The following is a 20,580-nucleotide window of genomic DNA, read 5'->3' as shown; positions in this document are numbered from 1 at the left end:
CGTGACCGACCTGACAACCGAACCGTCCATCGTCCACATCGAGTCCGCCGGGACCGCGCTCGTGCTCGAGCCGCCCCCCGGCGGCTCGGGGCTGCCCGAGGTGGTCCACTGGGGCCCGGCGCTCGAGGGAGGCGCCGGGACGTATGCAGCCCTCGCCGCGGCCACGACGGCGCCCGTTCCCCCGAGCGCGCTCGACGCGCCCTGGCCCCTCACGGTCCTGCCCGGCGAGGTCGACGGCTGGGAGGGCACGCCCGGCTGGTCGGGGCACCGCGCCGGGGGTGCCGGTGCCGTGCGCTGGCACGACGTCACGTGTGCGGCCGAGGGCGCCACAGTGGTGACGCGCGCGAGCTCGCCGGACGGCATACGCCTCGAGCTGCGGCACAGCCTCGACGAGCACGGCGTGCTCCGCGTCGACGCGTCCGTGACCAACACGGGCGACGACAGCGCGCCGCTCGACGTGTCGGCCCTGCGTGCGATCCTGCCGCTGCCGCTGCGTGCCGACGAGGTGCTCGACCTCACGGGCCGCTGGTGCCGCGAGCGCTCGCCGCAGCGCAGCCGGCTCGACCACGGCACCCACCTCCGCGCGAGCCGTCGCGGCCGCACCGGCCACGACGCGACGCTCCTGCTCATGGCCGGCACCCACGGGTTCGACTGGCGCACAGGCGAAGTCTGGGCGGTGCACACCGCCTGGAGCGGCAACCACGAGCACCTCGTCGAGGCGCTGCCGGAGGGCGCGGGACGCCACCACGCCGTGATCGGCGGAGGCGAGCTGCTCGCGCCCGGCGAGGTGCGCCTCGCCCCCGGGGAGACGTATGCCGCCCCGACGGTCGTCTTCGTCCACTCGACCGAAGGGCTCGACGGCCTCTCGCGCCGCCTCCACCGCAGCCTCCGCGCCCGCCCCGGACACCCTTCTCGTCCGAGGCCGGTCGTGCTCAACACGTGGGAGGCCGTCTACTTCGAGACCGACCTCGACCACCTGAAGTCCCTGGCCGACACGGCCGCCCGCATCGGCGTCGAGCGCTTCGTCCTCGACGACGGCTGGTTCGGCGGGCGACGGCACGACCGCGCCGGCCTGGGCGACTGGGTCGTGTCGACCGACGTCTGGCCCGAGGGCATGGGCCCGCTCGTCGACCACGTCAAGGGCCTCGGGCTCGAGTTCGGCCTGTGGTTCGAACCCGAGATGGTCAACGAGGACAGCGACCTCGTGCGGCAGCACCCCGACTGGGTGCTGCGCCCGGCCACGGGCTCGCCACGCGAGTGGCGCTGGCAGCAGCTGGTCGACCTGACGAACCCGGAGGCGTTCGAGCAGCTGCTCGAACGGATCAGCGGGCTCGTCTCCGACATCGGCATCGACTACATCAAGTGGGACCACAACCGGGACCTCCTCGAGGCCGTCCACACCGTCGACGGGCCGAGTGGTCGACGCGTCGACGCCCCGGCGGTGCACGCCCACACCCTCGCCTACTACCGGCTGCTCGACGACCTCCGGGCGCGGCACCCGCAGCTCGAGATCGAGTCGTGCAGCAGCGGTGGTGCGCGCGTGGACCTCGAGGTGCTCGACCACACCGACCGCATCTGGACGAGCGACTGCAACGACGCGCTCGAGCGGGCCAGCATCCAGCGCTGGACCAGCCTGCTCGTGCCGGCCGAGCTGATGGGCACCCACATCGGTCCGGGCACCGCACACACGACGCACCGCGTGGTCGACCTCGGCTTCCGCATGCTCATGGCGCTCCAGGGCCACCCCGGTCTGGAGTGGGACATCACGACGTGCTCCGACGACGAGCTCGCGGCACTGACCCGCTGGACCGCGCTGGCGCGTGAGCTGCGGCCGCTCCTGCACACCGGCGACCTCGTGCGTTCCGAGAGCCCTGACGGCACCGTGCTCGTGACGGGCACGGTCGATGCCGACCGGGGCCACGCGGCATACACGATCGCCCGGCTCGTGACGGGCCGCGACGCGGTGACCGGCTCTCTCCCGCTCCCCGGCCTCGACCCCGCCCGGTCGTATGCCGTCCGCGTCCGCGCCGAGGCGGGGCTGCCCGCCGTCGTGCAGCACGTCGCGCCGGCCTGGTGGCAGCAGGCCCTAGCCGATGACGGCCTCGTCGTGCCCGGCGCCGTGCTGACCGGGGTGGGCTTGCCCGTCCCTGTGGTCGGCCCCGCACAGGGCTACCTCCTCGACGTCCGGGCGGTGTGACTCACCTCCCTCGCCCTCACCGTCGAAAGGCCACTTCTGGCCGCCTCCAGACCATCGAGAGGCCACGTCTGGCCGCTGAGCCGTGGCCTTTCGAGGTGACCGAGGCGGCCACGCGTGGCCTCTCGACGGTCAGGGGGTGCTCAGGCGTCGGAGGTGCACTCCCGGCAGGTGCCGAGCAGGGCCGCGTGGCCGGTGTCGATGACGAAGCCGACCTCGTCGAGCAGCCGCCGGGCCACCCCGTCGAAGACGTCCGGGGCCACGTCGAACACCCGTCCGCACACGTGGCACTGGACGTGGGCGTGGTCGTGCTCGTCGGCGGGTGCCCGCTCGGTGAGGTGGTAGACCGTGGCGGAACCGCCGAGGTGGACGTGGGAGAGGACGCCGGTCTCGACGAGCGAGGTGAGGGTCCGATAGACGGTGGCCCGGTGGACGGACGGCTCGGCGTCGGCGACGCGCGCGCCGATCTGCTCGGCCGTGAGGTGCTCGTCGGCGAGGTCGGCCGCGTCGACGACGCGCAGGACGGCATACCTCGCCGGGGTGACGCGCTCACCCGCGGAGCGGAGACGGGAGACGGCGCCGGCCACGCGCGGGCTCTCGGCAGTGGGGGACACGCACCCATTATCGGCAGTGGCAGACTCTCCCCGTGCGCGCACTCACCAAGCTGACCGCAGGCCCCGGCCTCACCCTCGTCGACCGCCCGGAGCCCGAGTGTGGACCCGGGGACGTCAAGATCCGCGTCCTGCGGGCCGGCCTCTGCGGCACCGACCTGCACCTGGCCGGCTGGGACGACTGGGCGCAGGCGACCGTCACCCCGCCGCTCGTCATCGGCCACGAGTTCTACGGCGAGGTCGCTGAGGTCGGTGCGGACGTCATGGGCTTCGCCGTCGGCGACCGCGTGTCCGGCGAGGGCCACATCGTGTGCGGTCGCTGCCGCAACTGCCGGGCGGGCCGGCGCCACCTCTGCATCCGCACACAGGGCATCGGCGTCAACCGCGACGGCGCCTTCGCCGACTACGTCGTCATCCCGGCGAGCAACGCGTGGATCCAGCCAGCCGACCTCGACCCCGACCTCGGGGCCGTCTTCGACCCGCTCGGCAACGCCACGCACACCGCCCTGCAGTGGCCGATGGTCGGTGAGGACGTCGTCATCACCGGGGCCGGTCCGATCGGCGTCATGGCCGCCGCGATCGCCCGTCACGCGGGCGCCCGCTACGTCGTCGTCACCGACGCGAGCGACTACCGCCTGACGCTCGCGGAGCACGCCGGCGCCGACCTCACGATCAACGTGACGCGCGAGAGCCTCGCCGACGCCCAGGCCCACCTCGGCATGAAGGAGGGCTTCGACATCGGCCTCGAGATGTCGGGCGCCGCACCGGCCGTCACCGACATGATCGCCAACATGAACCACGGCGGCCGCATCGCGCTGCTCGGCCTGCCGCACCAGTCCTACGAGCTCGACTGGGGCAAGGTCATCACGCACATGATCACGCTCAAGGGCATCTACGGCCGCGAGATGTACGACACGTGGTACGCCATGTCGCAGATGATCGCGACGTCCGAGCGCTTTCGCGCCGCCGTCACCCAGGTCATCACGCACCGCTTCCCCGCCGAGCAGTGGGAGGAGGCCTTCGAGACCGCGCGGTCCGGCCAGTGCGGCAAGGTCGTCCTCGACTGGAGCTGAAGGGTTTTCGTATGCCGTCCGCTCCCGGCCCGCAGGACCGTCCCCGCCCGATCGTCCTCCTCCACGGCCTCGGCCAGTCGCCGATCGCGTGGCAGGACTTCGTGTCCGCCTACGGTGCCGGTCGCCCGATGACCGCCCCCTGGATGAAGGGCCTCAAGCCCAAGGACCCCATCGGCTTCGACCTCGGTGCCGCGGCCGCGGGCGTCGCCGACGAGCTCGAGCTGCAGGGCGTGCGGCAGGCCGACTTCGTCGGGGTGTCGGTCGGTGCGAGCGTCGCCCTGCGCCTCGCCGTGGAGCGACCCGAGCTCGTCGGACATCTCGTCCTCGGCGGCGCGCTCGTGCGACCGAGCAAGGGAGCGCTGCGCCTGCAACGGCTCGCGATGCGGCTCGTTCCCGAGGGCAAGCTCGTCGATGCCGGTGTCTCGCGCCCGCGGATGCTCGCCGTGCTCGACGCGCTCAAGGGCTTCGACGGGACCGAGTCGCTGCGGACGATCACGGTGCCCGTGCTGCTCGTCGCCGGATCGAAGGACAAGGCGGGCATTGCTGCCGCACAAGAGCTCTCGAAGCAGCTGTCGACCGCGCGCCTGCAGGTCATCGACGGCGCCGGGCCGCTCGTCAACACCGAGTCGGCGCGCGAGCTCGCCGACCTCACCCATTCCTTCCTCGACGAGCCCGACGCATGACCCAGCCTCCCAGACGGCCGACGGGCGGTGGCGTCAACGCCAACGACCTGCTGGCGTTCGGCGTCGAGATGCTGGCCGTGGTGCTGCTCGCGGTCTGGGGTGCCCATCTCGGCGGGACGACCGTCGCGCACGTCCTCGGCGGCATCCTCGTGCCGGGGGGTGCCGTCGTTCTCTGGGGCCTGTTCGCGGCGCCCCGGGCGCGGGTGCGGGTCCCAGCGCTGGTCGTCGCAACCAAGGTGTTGGTGCTGGGGACCGCCGTGCTCGTGGCCTGGTCGCTCCTGTCACCCGTATGGGCGGCCGTGGTCAGCGTGGTCGTCGTCGTCAACACGCTGCTGATGTGGGTCGGCCCCTTCGCGCACCCCCTGCGCAGGGCCTGACCTCCGGGGGGCACGCCTCCTGCGGCACCCCGTCCGGGAGACGTAGGTTCAGACGGTGAGCACCCTCCTGCTGGCCCTCGTCGTCATGCTCGGCGTCATCGTGCTCACGCCGGTCGCGGACCGGGTGCGGGTGCCGCAACCGGTGCTGCTGACCGTCTTCGGGCTGGCCCTGGCACTCGTCACGCCGGTCAACCCGCTCTCCTTCGACCCCACCCTGATCCTGCCGGTGGTGCTGCCGCCGCTGCTGTTCGCCGCGACGCAGCGCACGACCGTGACGGAGTTCCGCGAGCACGCCCGTCCAGTGTTCGTGCTGGCCGTCGGACTCACCCTGGCCACCATGGCGGTGGTCGCCGTCGTCGCGCACGCAGCCGGGCTGTCGTGGTCGGTGGCATGGGTGCTGGGCGCCATCGTCTCCCCGCCCGACCCGGTCGCGGCCACGGCCGTGGCCCGGCGGCTCCGCCTGCCTCATCGTCTGGTCACGATCCTCGAGGGCGAGGGCATGTTCAACGACGCGACGGCCCTCGTGGCCTACAAGGTGGCCATCCTCGCGGCCGTCACGGGCGGCATCACGGGCGGACAGGTCGCCGTCGAGCTGCTCGAGGCGGTCATCCTCGGCGTGCTGGGCGGCCTCGTCCTCGGCGTCGTCGCCCGGTTCGCGCTCGCAAGGATCCATGACGCGTACGCCGAGACGACGGTCACGGTGCTCGTGCCGTTCGTCGCCTACGTGGGCGCGGAGCACGTCAACGGCTCCGGGGTCCTGGCCGTGCTGACGCTGGGGCTCTACCTGCGCACCTACGCCCACGACGCGACGAGCTCCGGTGGCTGGTTGCTCGGTCGCGCGGTCTGGGACTACTCCGACTTCCTCATCACCAGCGTCGTCTTCACCCTCCTGGGCTTCGAGCTCGTGGCCGTCATCCGCTCCACGGGCACGGGAGCGGACACGGCGCGGTTGGCGCTCCTCGTCGTCGTGACGCTCGTGGTCTTCCGGGCGGTGTGGATCTATCCCGCAGCCTGGCTCAGCCGGCTGCGCGCCCGGCGGCGGGACGATCCCATGCCGAGCGGCTGGCGCGAGTCGACGGTCGTCGCGTGGGCGGGCATGCGCGGGGTCGTCACCGTCGCCACGGCGGTGGCCCTGCCCGAGGTGGTCGCGTCCGGCGAGCCGCTGCCGGACCGCGCGCAGGTGGTCACCGTCGCGCTGGCTGTCGTCCTCGTGACCCTCGTGGTCCAGGGACTGACGCTGACGCCGCTGACCCGGTCGCTGCGGGTGGGCAGCGACGTGGACGAGACCGCGGAGGTGGCGGAGCTGCGCCTACGGGCGAGCAGGGCGGCGCTGGAGCAGATCCGAGACGAGGCGTCCACGCTTGACGAGGACGTGCGCACCGCTGCGCTCGCGCAGTACGAGGGCTACCTGACCGCGCAGCAGAGCATCCACCGGGCGCGGTCGGGCGACGACGAGGCGAGCGACCGGCGCGCGCGTGAGCTCGAGGCGGTCCTGCGCCGGGCCAGCGACGTCGAGCGGCAGCTCGTCCTGGAGGCCCGCCGCCGCGGCGAGGTCGCCGCCGGGAGTGCCGACGAGGTGCTCCGTGACATCGAGAACCGGGCACTGCGCGACTTCGACTGACGCGAAAAGCGTGGGACCACAGCGCGCTGCCCGGGCCCTGAGCGCGACGTCGGCGCGTACCTCTGCGGGCAACGCCTCTACGAGACGATGGTCTACTGGGAGACCGCCCCGACCGACGCCCCGACTGACAGGTCGAGCGAGGACGTCGGGCACGACTACGCCCGGATCTCACGGCCGAGGCGCTGCGGGCCGGTATCGTCGACGAGCTGCGCCTGCTGACGGTGCCCGTCGTCGTCGGTGGCGGCACGCCACGCCTGCCGGACGGCATACGCCTCGACCTGGACCTGGTGGGTCACCGCCGCTTCGCGGGCGGCGCGACGTACGCGAGGTATGCCGTCAGGCGGTGACCGTGCCCTCGGCTGCCCCGGTGCCCTCGGTACCTCCGGTGTCCCCGCTGACGTCGGGGTTGCCGGGGGAGGCGTCGAGCGCGACGAGGCCGTCGCGCAGGGTGTTCAGGAACTCGACGCGGCGCAGCGCCTCGGTGCCGGCCATGACGAGGAGGAAGTCGACCTGGTCGCGGACCTGACGCAGCTGCTCCTCGCTGCCGAGCTGGCTGGCCCGGTGGTAGAGGTCGAGGACCTCATGCGCCTCGTCGGCCGTGGCACGCTGGCTCCAGAGGGCGTCGAGCGCGCGCAGGTCGCCGTAGACCGCGACCGTCCAGAAGGTCGGTGACAGGTAGGCCTCCTCACGCGCGGCGGTGAGCGCCTCGTCGATGAGGCTGCGCGCCTCCGCCCGGTCGAGCTCCGGACGGCCCTCCACCGGACGCCACCGCAGGGCCAGCTCTGCTGCGAGCCAGTTCGCGAGGGCGCCGTGCCGACGCCGGTCGGTGGGCCCGGACGCGGCTCGTGCGGCGGCGTACCACTCCGACATGTTGATCAGGGCTTCGTGCGTCTGGGTCCAGTCCGCGCCACGCGCCCCGCCGGGCCGATCTGGGCAGGTGACGAGGGCGAGCCGCTTGTAGGCGCTCGCCACCCGCCACAGCCGGTCGACGCCGACCGCGGCAGCCGGGGCCCGCGCGTCACCGGGAAGAACGCCCGCCCGCCCCGCCGCGTGGGCGCCCAGGACGACGGCCGCGGGGTTGTCGAGAAGGGTGCGCAGCTGGTCGATGGCCGACTCGATCGTGGCAACCGCGTCGTCGACGCTGTCGGTGCCCGTCGCCGCCGCGCGGACCACCTGGTCGATCCAGACCTCGAAGTCGCGCACGGTCAGAGCAGTGCCTCCGTGCGCCAGCGTCTGCTCGAAGTACTGCGTGGCACGGTCGAAGTCGCCGAACTTGTTGTAGGTGCGCGCGATGAGGACCTGGAGCGCGTCGTCCTCGCGGTCTTCGGGCGCGAGCGCCTCGTAGAGCTCGCGCAGGCGGTCGAGGCCGAAGCGCGTGTTGCGACTGACGTCGACCGACTGGCTGAGGTTCTCGATCTCGACCCGCGCCTGGTCGGCGCTCGCGGGTGCCCGCCGCACCGTGGCGGCCCGGTGCACGACGACATCGGACGCGAGCCGGTAGTCCGGGTCGCCGTAGCACTGGTACGCACCCCAGGTGTTGACCGCCGGGTGGTCGTTCCACGTCTGCCACCGGGCGGCAGCGAGGGACTCTCCGAAGGTCAGGCCCGACAGCATCCGGTCGTAGAAGGTGGTCGCGAAGGTCGCCGCCGCGCCGTCGTCGATGGCCCAGCCGCACGCCACGACGACGCGCACGCCGATGTCGATGAGCTCGGTGGCGAAGCTCGCCGCCAGGCGGTGGTAGTTCCCGGTCCGCTGCCCGGTTCCTGGTGAGACGCCCGGACTGCCCGACGCGCCTGGGCCGCTCGCGCCGGCCGGGCCGACGGGGCTCGCCGGACCGGTGGGGCCCATCGACCCGAGGTGGCAGCAGTTGACGACGACGAGCTCGGGGACCTGTCTCATCTGGCCCACCTCGCCCGCCGTGAGGTACATCCCGTTGCCGAGCACCATGCCGGTGACCGTGGCGTCCGTGCCGTCGCCGAGCGGCCACTCGTAGACCCCGTGACCCGCGAGGTGCACGACGCGGTAGGACGTCGAGAAGAGGGCCTGGACGACCTTGGTGCCGCTCTCGGCGATGAGCGGCTCCGCCTCGAAACCACTGTCACGCAAGGCCTTTGCGACGTTGCGCGCCTCGTTCTGGGCGGCTGGCAGGGCGCTGAGCCCGCTCGCGGTGTCCCCGACGACGAGCGCCCGGCTGCTCGTCGCCGAAAGGACGTGGCTGCGCATCGAGGATCCCTCGAGCTGCCGAACCAGGCCACGACGCACGCCGAGGGGCTCACGGTCCTCCTGCGTCTCCTGGTCGTCGAGCAGCTCCCACGGATAGTGCGCCGAGCCGCGGTCGACGAGGAGCACGAGGTTGTCCGTGTCGGGCGCCTGGGCCTTGAGGTCGTTGGGGAAGAGCAACTCGAAGAGCGTCCGGGCGGCCGACGGGTCGGGAGACGGCGAGTCGACGAGTGACTCCACGAGCCGGTCGACGAGGGCACGCTGGGTCGGGACCGTGCGCGTCGGCGTGCCCGCGCGTCGGGTGGAGGCCTCGAAGGTGAGGCCCCCGTCGGGCTCGCTGCACACCCGCACCTGCTGCCACCAGCCGGTGGGCTCCGAGAAGAGCAGCCGGCGCTGACGGCCCGGACGCTCCTCGAGACGAAGCTCGGCCGTGAAGGAGTCGGAGAGCTCGCCGTTCGTCAAGGACGATGCGAGGGACTCGACGGCCTGGAGGGCGCGGTCCTGCCACAGCTCGACGACCTCGATCTCGGCGATGTGCACCGGCAGCTGCGTGTCGGCGAGGCGGTCGTTGGCCCGCTGCACGCCCGTCAGCAGCGCCTGCACGCTGTCGCGCACCGGCAGGCCGCCCTGGCCGGTGCCGATGAGCAGGCTGGAGAGGCTCACCTGCCTGACCTCGGTGTCGGGGGCCGATGCCCCGCCCTTCAGGTGGCCGAGCGCGGCCGTCAGCGAGGCGTGGGCGATGGCGCGGGCCAGGGACGCCGCGCTCAGCCCCCCGATCGGGCCGAGACCGGCGACCACAGCGCCCGGCGGGCGGCTCCACTGCTCCGGGTCCGTGAAGACCTGGCAGGTCTCGATCGGCCCCGGGTAGATGCCGAGCATCGCGGCCCGTGACAGCCGCCCGTCGAGCAGCTCGTCGAGGGCACCCTCGCCGCCGACGAGGGTGCTCCCGGGGTAGTGGCCGACGAGGACGTGGTGCCGAGCGAAGCGCAGGTCGCCGTGGGAGATCCGGACGCGGGTCCGGGGCCGGGACGGGTCGACGTCGTCGTCCCCCTCACCCGGACTGGGCGCGGGCGATGACGCGGCCGCGGCCGCAGACGCGAGGGTAGACGCGGGGGCAGACGCGGGGGCAGACGCGGGGGCAGACGCGGGGGCAGACGCGGGGGCGGGCGGGGACACGGTTGCCGGCGCGGCCGCGGATACGGGCAGGGGCTGCTCGTCGAGGACGGGCGTCTCCTCGACCGCCGGGACGGCATCCGGCTCGGGCGGCGTCGGGGGCGTGCCCCCCACCAGGGTCGACACGGCTCAACCCGTCCCGGAGAGGAAGATCTGGTCGAGGCGTGCGGCTCGGCCCTCGAGCTGCGGCACCTGGTCGTAGTTCCCACGCAGGCCGGCGAGCGTCCGCGCGTGCAGCGCGCGGTAGGTCACCTGGGGGTCCTCGCGCATGGCCTGGACGAGGTAGTAGGTGAGGGCCCCGTTGTAGACGCCGCCGATGTCCGCGTCGGCCGAGGTCTGGTCGTCCCGGCAGCCGCTGACGAGCGTCTCGGTGATGTCGACGGCGTGGACGTCCGCGTCCGGGCGACGGCGCCGGACCCGGCTCGGCGTCCCCGTGAAGCTGCCCCCAGCGGCCTCGTCGTCGGGGTTGGGCAGGAAGCGCGAGATGACCTCTGGCTCGGGGCCGCCGATGCGCACCGGCTCGCGGGTGCTGCTGCCGGAGTGGCAGCAGTCCATGACCACGGTGAGCGACGCGCGGGGGTCGAGCCGGTCGAACGTCGTCCGCAGCCAGTCATCGATGAGGGGGTCGTTCCAGTCGAGGTCGTGCGGGCAGAGGATCTCGTCGCGGTGGTCGGTCGTCTCGTCGCCGCTGGTGTCGGGGACGTTGGAGCCGTGGCCCGAGTAGTGGAGGTAGAGGACGTCACCGGGCTTCGCCGTGTCGACGAGGTCGCTGATGCCCTGCGTCATCGCGGCCTTCGTCGCGGCGTCGTCGAGGAGCATGGTGATGTCGGACTCCGCGAAGCCGTAGAGCTCGGTGAGGGCGCCGGCGATGTTGTGCACGTCGTTGACGCAGCCGCGGAGGTTGGCCCCCGGGATCGCGTACTCGTTGACCCCGATGAGCAGCGCGCGCTTGGACATGGTCAGCTCCTTGGACCCGGGCCGCGCGGTGGGAGCAGCGGCCCCCTGAAACCCAGTGTTCTCCTCCGCGGTCGGTGATACACCCGGTTCAGCGTGGTTGCATGAGGGTCATGGCCAGCCACGACACGCAGCTCGTCCGCACCGCCGACGGTCGAGACCTCGAGGTCCTCGTCACCGGTCCGGCCGACGGCCTGCCCCTCGTCTTCCACCACGGCACGCCCCAGGCTGCGGTGCCCTTCGGCATCCTCGAGCGCCCAGCCGCCGAGCGCGGGTTGCGCACCATCTCCTACTCACGCCCCGGCTACGGCCGCTCCACGCGGCGCTCCGACGGCGCCACGACCGCCACCGTGGCGGACGACGCCGCCGACACAGCCGCGGTGCTCGACGCCCTGGGCCACGACACGTTCGTGACCCTCGGCTGGTCCGGCGGCGGGCCCCGGGCGCTCGCCTGTGCGGCGCTGCTCTCCGGGCGCTGCCTGGCCGCCACCTCCGGCGTCGGCATCGCCCCAGCCGACGCCGAGGGCTTCGACCACACGGCGGGGATGGGGCCCGAGAACGTGGCTGAGTTCGCGGCGATGGCTGAGGGCAGCGAGGCCCTGACGGCCTTCCTCGAGGAGCACGGCACGCCGCTGTTCTCCGCGACGGCGGACGACATCGCGCGCGAGATGGGCGGCCTGCTGCCCCCGGTGGACCAGGCCGCGATGACGGGCGAGCTCGCCGAGTACCTCTCGACGTCCTCGCGTCATGCCGGCGCCCAGGGGATCATCGGGTGGCACGACGACGACCTGATGCTGATCCGCCCGTGGGGCTTCGACGTCCGCGCGGTGCAGGTCCCGGTCGCCGTGTGGCAGGGAAGCGAGGACCTCATGGTGCCCTTCGCGCACGGGCAGTGGCTCGCCACGAACGTCGCGGGGGCGCAGGCCCACCTCATGGAGGGCCAGGGCCACGTCTCGCTCCTCATGCGGATGCCCGACATCCTCGACGACCTGCTCGAGATGGCCCGCCCCTGACCGGTGCCAATGACCCAGCGGGTGGGGCTCAACCGCTCGCGGCGCGCTCCATGGCCCGCTCGAGTGCACTCGGGAAGCGCGTCTCGAAGTCGAGCACCCCCACCCACTCCGGGGTGAGGAAGATGCGGCTCATCGACGATGTCATGGGGCGCAGGGTCGCCAGCCAGGCCTGGCCCTGCTCGTCTCCCAACATGCGCAGGGTCATCTTCTCGTACTCGGGTGCCACGCCGTCCACCGTGTCGGTGCGGATCCGCCCGCGCACCTGGAGCACCTTGTAGGGCATCAGCTCGGTGTCGATCGAGGCGGCTGCCCACACCCCGTCGCGTAGGACACTCATCTTCGGCGAGTCCGGCGGCGTGCCGAAGACGAGCTCCGTCCCGTTCCAGTGGAATCCGATGGGGATCACTCGTGGGGTGCCGTCGATCCACTGGTAGGCGAGCCGTGCCGGCACCCGTGCCTGGAGCAGCCGCTGCGCGACCTCGCTCCGGAGCAGAGCGACGTTTCCCTGTTTCGTCGTCATGACCTGATTCCCCTCTGCCGCCCACGGTGAGCGGTTGTCCTTCAAGACTCCTCGTCGACGGCGCCGGTCGGGGCTGATCGCGCCAGATCGTCGGTCCGGGCATCGCCGGGCACGTCCCCCGCGGCGGGCGGCATACGCTGGGTGGCGCCACACGCCCGCCGACCCGCGAAGGACACCGATGTACGGCTCAGTCAAGGACGAGATCGCCGCCACGCTGCAGGAGATCAAGGACGCCGGCCTCTACAAGAACGAGCGCGAGCTGACCTCACCGCAGTCGGCGCACGTCACGACCCGCAAGGCGGAGGCGCTCAACTTCTGCGCCAACAACTACCTCGGCCTGGCCAACGACCCCGCGGTCGTCGCCGCGTCGAAGAAGGCGCTCGACGAGTGGGGCTTCGGCATGGCGTCGGTGCGCTTCATCTGCGGCACCCAGACGCTGCACACCTCCCTCGAGCACGAGATCAGCGAGTTCCTCGGCACCGAGGCGACGATCCTCTACTCGTCGTGCTTCGACGCGAACGGTGGCGTCTTCGAGGTGCTCTTCGGCGCCGAGGACGCGATCATCAGCGACGAGCTCAACCACGCCTCGATCATCGACGGGGTGCGGCTGTCCAAGGCGATGCGCTACCGCTACAAGAACGCCGACATGACCGACCTGCGGGCACAGCTCGAGGCTGCAGCCGCGGCCGGCGCCAAGCGCAAGGTCGTCGTCACGGACGGCGTCTTCTCGATGGACGGCTCCTTCGCCCCCCTCGACGAGATCTGCGACCTGGCCGACGAGTTCGGCGCCCTCGTGTTCGTCGACGACTCGCACGCGGTCGGCTTCGTCGGCGACGGCGGCCGTGGCACGCCCGAGCTCTTCGGCGTGATGGACCGCGTCGACATCCTCACCGGCACGCTCGGCAAGGCGCTCGGCGGCGCCTCCGGCGGCTACGTCTCCTCGCACCAGGAGGTCGTCGACCTGCTCCGCCAGCGCTCGCGGCCCTACCTCTTCAGCAACTCGGTCGCCCCGTCCGTCGTCGCGGGGTCGATGGCCGCCCTGCAGCTCGTCGAGAGCTCGGCCGAGAAGCGCGAGGCGCTCAAGGCCAACACGGCGCTCTTCTCCTCGCTCATGACGGAGGCCGGCTTCGAGCTGCTGCCCGGCACCCACCCCATCCGTCCGGTCATGTTCCCCGGCGAGGACGGGGCCCGCCAGGCCGCGCAGATCGCCGACCACATGCTCGACAACGGCGTCTACGTCACCGCCTTCAGCTTCCCCGTCGTGCCACGCGGCAAGGCGCGGATCCGGGTGCAGCTGTCGGCCGCGCACTCCGAGGCCGACGTGCGCGCCTGTGTCGACGCCTTCGTCGCCGCCCGGGACGCCGTCGGCTGATCCGGGTCGAGACGCTCGCTCGCGTCGCCCCTCGTCCCCACCGTCCCAGCGTGAGTGCTGCGTCAGTGCTGCGTCGGGCGCAGCACTGACGCAGCACGCGCGCCCATGCCACGGCTCGGCGCCTGTCAGCGTTGACCGCCTACGCCAGGACGCCAACGGCATACGCCCTCGGGGTGCGCCGACGGCGACCGCCGTTGCCAGTCAGCCGGTGGGCAGGTCGCGCAGCCAAGGACGGGTCAGGTCGAAGCGGCGTCCGGAGATCTCGTCGACGTCGATGGCGACGACGATGGACTTGGGCGTGTCGACCCACGGGCGCACCGGGAGGCGCTCGACGATGTAGGCCGCCTGCCCCTCGAGCGTGCGGGCCCGGCCACGGACGATGACGCTCGTGGCGCGGTCACCGACGATCTCGTCGACCTCGAAGGCGACGTCCGTGTTCGCCGTGACGCCGAAGAGCTTGCTGCCCTCCGCGGTCTTGAAGATGAGACGCTCGCCGTCGACCGCGTAGTTGATCGGCGTGATGTGCACCTCGCCCACGAGATGGAAGGCCAGGCGGCCGAACTCGTGGGTGCGAAGGAAGCCCCACGACTCCTCGGGGTGAAGCACATGGACCGGGTTCTGGTCCGACATGATGACCTCCTGGGTATGCCGTAGCGCGACTGCCTTGCTACTACCAATGGTAGTAAGAACTGGGCCCGGCGCACCGGTCAGGCGAGGAGTCACCGGTCACACGTGGCCGTGCGATTGACTGTGCCCATGGACTTCTACAGCTCGTGGGCCCAGGGTTTCGCCCGTGTCGCCGCGTGCACGTTGCCGATCGTCGCGGTCGACCCCGAGCGCAACGCCGACGCAGTCATCGCCCAGCTGCGCGACCTCGACGACGACGGCGTGGGGCTCGCGATCTTCCCCGAGCTGTGCCTCTCGGGCTACGCCATCGACGACCTGTTCCTGCAGGACCCGCTGCTCGACGCGGTCGACGACGCCCTCGCCCGGATCGCCGAGGCCACCGCCGACCTGCGTCCGGTGGTCGTCGTGGGGGCACCGCTGGAGAAGGGCTCCCGGGTCTACAACTGCGGCGTCGTCATCCACGGCGGCCGCATTCTCGGTGTCGCGCCGAAGTCCTACCTCCCCACCTACCGGGAGTTCTACGAGCGGCGGCACTTCGCGCCCGGCGACGACCAGCGCGGCCAGACCATCGACGTCGCGGGCGACCGGGTCCCGTTCGGACCCGACCTGCTCTTCCGGGCGACGGACGTGCCCGGTTTCGTGCTCCACGTCGAGGTCTGCGAGGACATGTGGGTGCCCGTCCCCCCGAGCCACGAGGCAGCCCTCGCCGGCGCGACGATCCTGACGAACATCTCCGGCTCGCCGATCACCGTCTCGCGCGCCGAGGACCGGCACCTGCTCGCCCGCAGCGCCTCGGCGCGCTGTCTCGCCGCCTACCTCTATGCCGCCGCCGGCGAGGGGGAGAGCTCGACCGACCTGTCGTGGGACGGCATGACGATGGTCTACGAGAACGGCGCCCTCCTCGCGCAGAGCGAGCGTTTCCCCGAGGGGCCCCGCGCGTCGGTGGCCGACATCGACCTCGACCTGATCCGCCAGGAGAGGCAGCGGCAGGGCACGTTCGATGACAACCGGCGCACCCTCGCGGCCCGCACCGACGGCTTCCGCACCATCGAGCTCGAGCTCGACCCGCCGACCGGCGACCTCGGGCTGCTCCGCAAGGTGGACCGATTCCCCTTCGTGCCCGACGACGAGGACCGCCTCGCGCTCGACTGCTACGAGGCGTACAACATCCAGGTCTCCGGGCTCGAGCAGCGCCTGCGCGCCATCGGCCAGCCCAAGGTCGTCATCGGCATCTCGGGCGGTCTCGACTCGACCCACGCGCTCATCGTCGCGGCCAAGGCCATGGACCGGCTCGACCGGCCCCGCAGCGACATCCTCGCCTTCACGATGCCCGGCTTCGCCACGAGCGACCACACGAAGGCCAACGCGATCGCCCTGATGGAGTCGCTCGAGGTGACGTGGGAGGAGCTCGACATCCGACCCGCCGCGACCCAGATGCTCGAGGCGATGGGCCACCCCTTCGGTCGCGGCGAGCAGGTCTACGACGTCACCTTCGAGAACGTCCAGGCTGGGCTGCGCTACGACTACCTCTTCCGCATCGCCAACCAGCGCGGTGGCATCGTGCTCGGCACCGGAGACCTGTCCGAGCTGGCGCTCGGCTGGTGCACCTACGGCGTCGGTGACCAGATGAGCCACTACGGCATCAACGCCGGCGTGCCGAAGACGCTGATGCAGCACCTGATCCGCTGGGTGGTCTCGTCGCACCAGTTCGACGAGGAGGTGTCCGAGACGCTGACCTCGATCCTCGACACCGAGATCAGCCCCGAGCTGGTCCCCGCGAAGGAGGGCGAGAAGCCGCAGAGCACGCAGGCCAGGATCGGGCCGTACGCCCTGCAGGACTTCACGCTCTTCCACGTGCTCCGTCGCGGCTACCGTCCGTCCAAGATCGCCTACCTCGCGTGGAACGCCTGGCGCGACAGCGAGGCGGGGGAGTGGCCCGCGGGCTTCCCGGAGACCGAGCGGACGGCATACGACCTCGCGACGATCCGGCACTGGCTCGAGGTCTTCGTCCAGCGCTACTTCGCCAACCAGTTCAAGCGCTCCGCGCTGCCCAACGGTCCCAAGGTCGTCGCGGGCGGCTCGCTGTCACCGCGTGGCGACTGGCGTATGCCGTCTGACGCGACCCCCGTGACGTGGCTGAACGAGCTCGAGGCGAACGTCCCCCAGAAGTAAGGCGGTCAGAGTGGCATCGAAGATCATCGTCCGCGACTACGACGACACCGACTGGCCGCTCGTGTGGCCCGTCATCGAGGAGGTCGTCCGCGCCGGCGACACCTTCCCCTACCCGACCGACCTCACCGAGGACGAGGCGCGCAGCCTCTGGCTCGAGAACGGCCCGGGCGGCCGGGTGACCGTCGCTCTCGACGGCGACCGGCTCCTCGGCACGGCGAAGATGGGCCGCAACCGGCCCGGCCCCGGCGCGCACGTCGCGACCGCGAGCTACATGGTGGCCGCAGCGGCGCGCGGCCGCGGAGTCGGACGTGCGCTCGTCGTCGACTCGCTCGAGTGGGCGCGCGAGTCCGGTTATGCCGCCATGCAGTTCAACGCCGTCGTGGCGACCAACACCGGTGCCGTCAAGCTCTACGAGAGCCTCGGCTTCACGGTCGTGGGCACCGTCCCGCGGGCCCACGAGCTCCCGTCGGGGGAGCGCGTGGGCCTGCGGATCATGCACGTCGACCTCTGACCCCGATCGAGAGAGCAATCCGTCGCCTCGGCGAGGCGACGGATTGCTCTCTCGATGGTCAGGCCGTGAGCACCACCTTGAGGGCTCGCGTGCTCGCGGCGTCCGCGAACGTGTCGTAGGCCTGCAGGAAGTCACCCATCGGGAAACGGTGCGTGACGAACCGGGCCAGGTCGACCTGGTGCGCGGCCAGCAGCCGGAGCAGGGTCGGCGTCGAATACGTGTCGACGAGTCCCGTCGTGATCGTGACGTTCTTGATCCAGAGCTCCTCCAGGTGCAGGGTGGCCGGGCCGCCGTGGACTCCCACGTTGGCGACAGTGCCACCCGGGCGGACCAAGGCTGTGCACTGCTCGAACGTCGGTGCCACCCCGACCGCCTCGATGGCGACGTCGGCGCCGAGACCCTGCGCCAGGTCACGGACGATCGCGACGGCGTCCTCGCGGGAGGGGTTCACCGTGATGTCGGCCCCGAACTGCTTGGCCGCCTCGAGTCGGGCATCGGCCAGGTCGATGGCCACGACGTGCGCCGGACTGAAGAGCTTGGCACCCATGATGGCGGAGAGCCCGACCGGGCCGGCGCCCACCACCGCTACGACGTCACCGGGACGGACCCGGCCGTTCAGCACACCGACCTCGTAGCCCGTGGGCCCGATGTCGGCGAGCATGAGTACTTCCTCGTCAGTCACTCCTTCGGGGACGGCATACGTCGACGTGTCCGCGAAGGGGACCCGGACGTACTCCGCCTGTGTGCCGTCGATCTTGTGGCCGAGGATCCAGCCCCCACCGCCGATGCACTGGCCGTAGCTGCCCTCCCGGCAGTAGCGGCAGGCACCGCACGCGGTGATGCAGGAGACGAGCACCCGGTCACCGGGCTTGACGTTCTTGACTCCCGGTCCGACCTGCTCGACCGTGCCGACCGCCTCGTGGCCGAGGATGCGGCCGTCGGTGACGGCGGCGACGTCGCCCTTGAGGATGTGCAGGTCGGTGCCGCAGATGGTGACGGTGTCGACCTTGACGATCGCGTCCGTGTCGACCTGGATGGTCGGCTTCGGCACCTCCTCCCACGCCTTCTGGCCGGGGCCGTGGTAGACGATCGCGTGCATGGTGGTGCTCATGTCTCCTCCTCGTGACCGCGGGCCGCGGCACGCGTCCAGTCCATCGCCGGGACCGGTGAGGAGGTAGGGCCATACGTCCCGGCCGGGTGCTCCGGGACGGGACCAGGGGCCCGGGGTCACCCGGCGGTCAGACCTCGACCAGCGCCTGGCGCAGCAGCTCGACGAGGGCGTCGAGCTGGAGGGTGTCACCGGACGTGACGTCCTCGTCGCTGCCGTCGAGGGCCCGCGCGGCGAGACCCTGCTTGGCGTCGATGAGCTCGGCGATCTTGGAGTCGATGGTGCCGGAGGCGAGGATGCGCCACGCGGTGACCGGCTCGTCCTGACCGATGCGGTGCACCCGGTCGATGGCCTGCTGCTGCTCCGCCGCCGTCCACGACAGCTCCGCGAGCACGACGTTGGAGGCGGCGTGCAGGTTGAGGCCGACTCCTGCGGCGGTCAACGAGCAGACCGCGACAGCGACGCCGGGGTCCTTCTGGAAGGCGTCGATGGCCTCCTGGCGCTGCTTGGAGGTCTGCTCACCGCGGACCGACACGGTGCGCAGGCCCGCCGAGGCCAGCACGCGTTCGGCAGCGTCCATGACATCGATGTGCTTGGCGAAGAAGACGACCTTGCCGACCGAGTGCGACAGCTGCACGGCATAGTCCGCGGCGAGCGTCGCCTTGGCCTGTCCGATGCGGCGCACGAGCGAGAACACGTTGTCGGTGCCCTTCTCTGCCGATGCGGCCCGCAGCTCCGAGGCCGCGACCCGGCGCATCAGCGCGGTGTCCGGTTCACCGGCCTCCTCGCGCCCGTCGCCCTGGGCCAGGAGGGCCCGGTAGCGCTGGGCCAGGCGCCGTCCGAGGGCACGCTCGGCCTCGCGGACCGAGCGACCGAGGTCGTCGTCGAGCTCGACGGTGATGTCGGCGATCCGCTTGTCAGGCAGGTCCTTGGCGACATCGACCTTGCGGCGGCGCACGATCCCCATGTCGATGACGGCGCGGCGGGCCTCCGGGTAGAAGGCGCGGTCGGCGGGCGTGTGGCCGGTGTCGTCGAGGCGACGGAGGATCTCGGCCGTCGGCTTGCCGTCCTTGATCCAGCCGAGGAAGCGCCAGATCGCGTCGAAGTCCTTGACGTCGTTGATGAGGGGCGTGCCGGTGAGGGCGATGAGGAGCGGGTCGCCGCCCGGGGTGCTCGACCGCAGCCGGTCACCGAGGGCGAGCACCTGCTGCGAGCGCTGCGACCCGAGGTTCTTGATGAAGTGGGCCTCGTCGACGACCATCGAGCGGAAGCCGAAGCTCGAGAGCCAGCCGAAGTGGCGGTCGAGGATCTCGTAGTTGACGACGAACACGTCGGCGAAGGCGTCGACGTCGTTGCCGTCACCGTGGATGACCGTGACGCGCCGCTGCGGCGTCCAGCGCTCGACCTCACGGGCCCAGTTGATCTTCACGACGTTCGGCACGACGGCGAGCATCGGGTAGGCGCCCGCGATCGAGGCGGCCATGACCGACTGGGCCGTCTTGCCGAGGCCGGGCTCGTCGGCGAGCAGGAAGGTGCGGTGACCCTCCTGGACGCTCTGGAGGAACCGTGACTGGTGGACCATCAGCTGCGATCCGGGCGGAGAGAAGCGGTCGATCTGCGGCGTCGGGGGCAGGTCCATCGACGCGGCCTCGCCGCCGGCGCCCTGCTCGAAGGCGCGGTAGAGCGGGGTGAGCAGGTCCCAGCCGGCGAGGCGGTTGGGGTGGTAGTCGCTCTGGACGCGGCCGAGGTCGGGCGTGAGGAACGGGTTGGCGAGTGCGCGTGACGGCACCGACTGCGGCATGACCTGCCGGGCTGCGATCTGGGCCGGGACTACGGGGCGCGGCGGCTCGGGGGCCGTGATGACCAGGTCCTCCTCGGCGAGCTCGGCGCCCGACTCGAGCAGCCAGTCGCGGCGCATCTGCTGCGCCGCGGGGCCGGGCTTGGCGTTGGCGTCGAGCAGCGTCAGCAGGCTCGTGTCCCGGGCCGCGACCTGCGCGAGGATCGTCGCGATGCCGTCGAGTCGCTTGAGCAGGTCGGCGCGGGTCGCCGACGGGATCGAGGTGTCCTCACGGACCCGGGCGCGCTCCGAGCGCATGAGGAGGGCTACGACGAGGAACTTCGTTCGGTTCGTCGGGCTGGCCTTGCCCTTGCTGGAGACGCGGGCCTCGACCTCGCGGACCCGGCGCGCGAGCACGGGGATGAGCGGGGCCGGTTCGTCCCGGCGCTGGGTCGTCTTTCGCTGGCCGTTGTTCTGGACCTGCTTCGAGCCCTGGCCGTCGGTCGGTCGGCGGCGGACGCGCGTTGCCATGTTCCTCCTGATGACGCGGAGGACGTCGAGCGGGCTGGGCCCC

At 71.8% G+C, this 20,580-nt stretch carries 17 protein-coding genes; 10 read left to right on the top strand and 7 right to left on the bottom strand.

The features are described 5' to 3' along the window. The first annotated feature begins 1 nt into the window (after nt 1). Entirely contained in the window at nt 2–2,197 is a 2,196-nt protein-coding gene (locus AC1DIW_RS08180) for an alpha-galactosidase (protein ID WP_478107283.1), read from the top strand. Between the two features lie 140 nt (nt 2,198–2,337). Here the strand turns inward: AC1DIW_RS08180 and AC1DIW_RS08175 are convergent, their stop codons facing one another. After that, nucleotides 2,338–2,808, bottom strand: coding sequence for a Fur family transcriptional regulator (locus AC1DIW_RS08175; protein WP_478107281.1), 471 nt, complete (start codon nt 2,806–2,808; stop codon nt 2,338–2,340). A gap of 32 nt (nt 2,809–2,840) precedes the next feature. Between AC1DIW_RS08175 and tdh the strand changes: the two genes are divergently transcribed. The 5 genes from tdh to AC1DIW_RS08150 all read left to right on the top strand — a co-directional run bounded on the left by tdh (nt 2,841) and on the right by AC1DIW_RS08150 (nt 6,906). Further along, the gene (gene tdh / locus AC1DIW_RS08170) at nt 2,841–3,878 is read left to right on the top strand and encodes an L-threonine 3-dehydrogenase (protein WP_442277427.1); all 1,038 of its coding nucleotides are present in this window, start codon (nt 2,841–2,843) and stop codon (nt 3,876–3,878) included. Nucleotides 3,879–3,889: 11 nt separating this feature from the next. After that, nucleotides 3,890–4,561 carry an alpha/beta fold hydrolase gene (locus AC1DIW_RS08165; protein ID WP_478107279.1) on the top strand — a complete coding sequence of 224 codons (672 nt, stop codon included), beginning with the start codon at nt 3,890–3,892 and terminating at the stop codon, nt 4,559–4,561. Then, nucleotides 4,558–4,938, top strand: coding sequence for a YrdB family protein (locus AC1DIW_RS08160; protein WP_478107277.1), 381 nt, complete (start codon nt 4,558–4,560; stop codon nt 4,936–4,938). The genes AC1DIW_RS08165 and AC1DIW_RS08160 overlap by 4 nt, the downstream gene beginning before the upstream one ends. A gap of 55 nt (nt 4,939–4,993) precedes the next feature. After that, complete coding sequence (locus AC1DIW_RS08155; protein ID WP_442277424.1) at nt 4,994–6,559, top strand: Na+/H+ antiporter; 1,566 nt, start codon at nt 4,994–4,996, stop codon at nt 6,557–6,559. A 221-nt stretch (nt 6,560–6,780) separates the two neighbouring features. Next, nucleotides 6,781–6,906 carry a hypothetical protein gene (locus AC1DIW_RS08150; protein WP_478107275.1) on the top strand — a complete coding sequence of 42 codons (126 nt, stop codon included), beginning with the start codon at nt 6,781–6,783 and terminating at the stop codon, nt 6,904–6,906. On the opposite strand, the gene AC1DIW_RS08145 is transcribed toward AC1DIW_RS08150, so the two are convergent. Then, nucleotides 6,896–10,078, bottom strand: coding sequence for a CHAT domain-containing protein (locus AC1DIW_RS08145; RefSeq protein ID WP_478107273.1), 3,183 nt, complete (start codon nt 10,076–10,078; stop codon nt 6,896–6,898). The two genes, AC1DIW_RS08150 and AC1DIW_RS08145, sit on opposite strands and share 11 nt — an antisense overlap. Nucleotides 10,079–10,081: 3 nt before the next feature. Beyond that, nucleotides 10,082–10,909: a caspase family protein gene (locus AC1DIW_RS08140; RefSeq protein WP_478107271.1), complete on the bottom strand. Its 828-nt coding sequence runs from the start codon at nt 10,907–10,909 to the stop codon at nt 10,082–10,084. A 101-nt stretch (nt 10,910–11,010) separates the two neighbouring features. On the opposite strand from AC1DIW_RS08140, the gene AC1DIW_RS08135 reads away from it, so the two are divergent. Beyond that, nucleotides 11,011–11,919: an alpha/beta fold hydrolase gene (locus AC1DIW_RS08135; RefSeq protein ID WP_478107269.1), complete on the top strand. Its 909-nt coding sequence runs from the start codon at nt 11,011–11,013 to the stop codon at nt 11,917–11,919. A gap of 28 nt (nt 11,920–11,947) precedes the next feature. On the opposite strand, the gene AC1DIW_RS08130 is transcribed toward AC1DIW_RS08135, so the two are convergent. After that, nucleotides 11,948–12,439 carry a pyridoxamine 5'-phosphate oxidase family protein gene (locus tag AC1DIW_RS08130; RefSeq protein WP_478107267.1) on the bottom strand — a complete coding sequence of 164 codons (492 nt, stop codon included), beginning with the start codon at nt 12,437–12,439 and terminating at the stop codon, nt 11,948–11,950. A 178-nt stretch (nt 12,440–12,617) separates the two neighbouring features. Between AC1DIW_RS08130 and AC1DIW_RS08125 the strand changes: the two genes are divergently transcribed. After that, entirely contained in the window at nt 12,618–13,811 is a 1,194-nt protein-coding gene (locus AC1DIW_RS08125) for a glycine C-acetyltransferase (protein ID WP_442277419.1), read from the top strand. 201 nt (nt 13,812–14,012) lie between these two features. Here AC1DIW_RS08125 and AC1DIW_RS08120 read toward each other — a convergent pair whose 3' ends face one another. After that, on the bottom strand, nt 14,013–14,441 hold the full coding sequence (locus tag AC1DIW_RS08120) for a pyridoxamine 5'-phosphate oxidase family protein (protein WP_442277418.1): 429 nt from the start codon (nt 14,439–14,441) through the stop codon (nt 14,013–14,015). 126 nt (nt 14,442–14,567) lie between these two features. Between AC1DIW_RS08120 and AC1DIW_RS08115 the strand changes: the two genes are divergently transcribed. Both AC1DIW_RS08115 and AC1DIW_RS08110 read left to right on the top strand, forming a co-directional pair. Next, the gene (locus AC1DIW_RS08115) at nt 14,568–16,610 is read left to right on the top strand and encodes an NAD(+) synthase (RefSeq protein ID WP_478107264.1); all 2,043 of its coding nucleotides are present in this window, start codon (nt 14,568–14,570) and stop codon (nt 16,608–16,610) included. Nucleotides 16,611–16,620: 10 nt separating this feature from the next. Continuing rightward, a complete protein-coding gene (locus tag AC1DIW_RS08110) occupies nt 16,621–17,121 on the top strand; it encodes an N-acetyltransferase family protein (protein WP_478107262.1) in 501 nt (166 codons plus the stop codon). Nucleotides 17,122–17,179: 58 nt separating this feature from the next. Here AC1DIW_RS08110 and AC1DIW_RS08105 read toward each other — a convergent pair whose 3' ends face one another. Together AC1DIW_RS08105 and AC1DIW_RS08100 are read right to left on the bottom strand one after the other, a co-directional pair. Beyond that, on the bottom strand, nt 17,180–18,220 hold the full coding sequence (locus tag AC1DIW_RS08105; RefSeq protein WP_478107743.1) for a zinc-dependent alcohol dehydrogenase family protein: 1,041 nt from the start codon (nt 18,218–18,220) through the stop codon (nt 17,180–17,182). Between the two features lie 139 nt (nt 18,221–18,359). Then, complete coding sequence (locus tag AC1DIW_RS08100; protein WP_478107260.1) at nt 18,360–20,537, bottom strand: DEAD/DEAH box helicase; 2,178 nt, start codon at nt 20,535–20,537, stop codon at nt 18,360–18,362. Nucleotides 20,538–20,580 lie beyond the last annotated feature (43 nt).

It is taken from the genome of Terrabacter sp. 01T434 (genome assembly GCF_056398545.1).
This window is presented reverse-complemented; position numbering and strand designations above follow the sequence as displayed.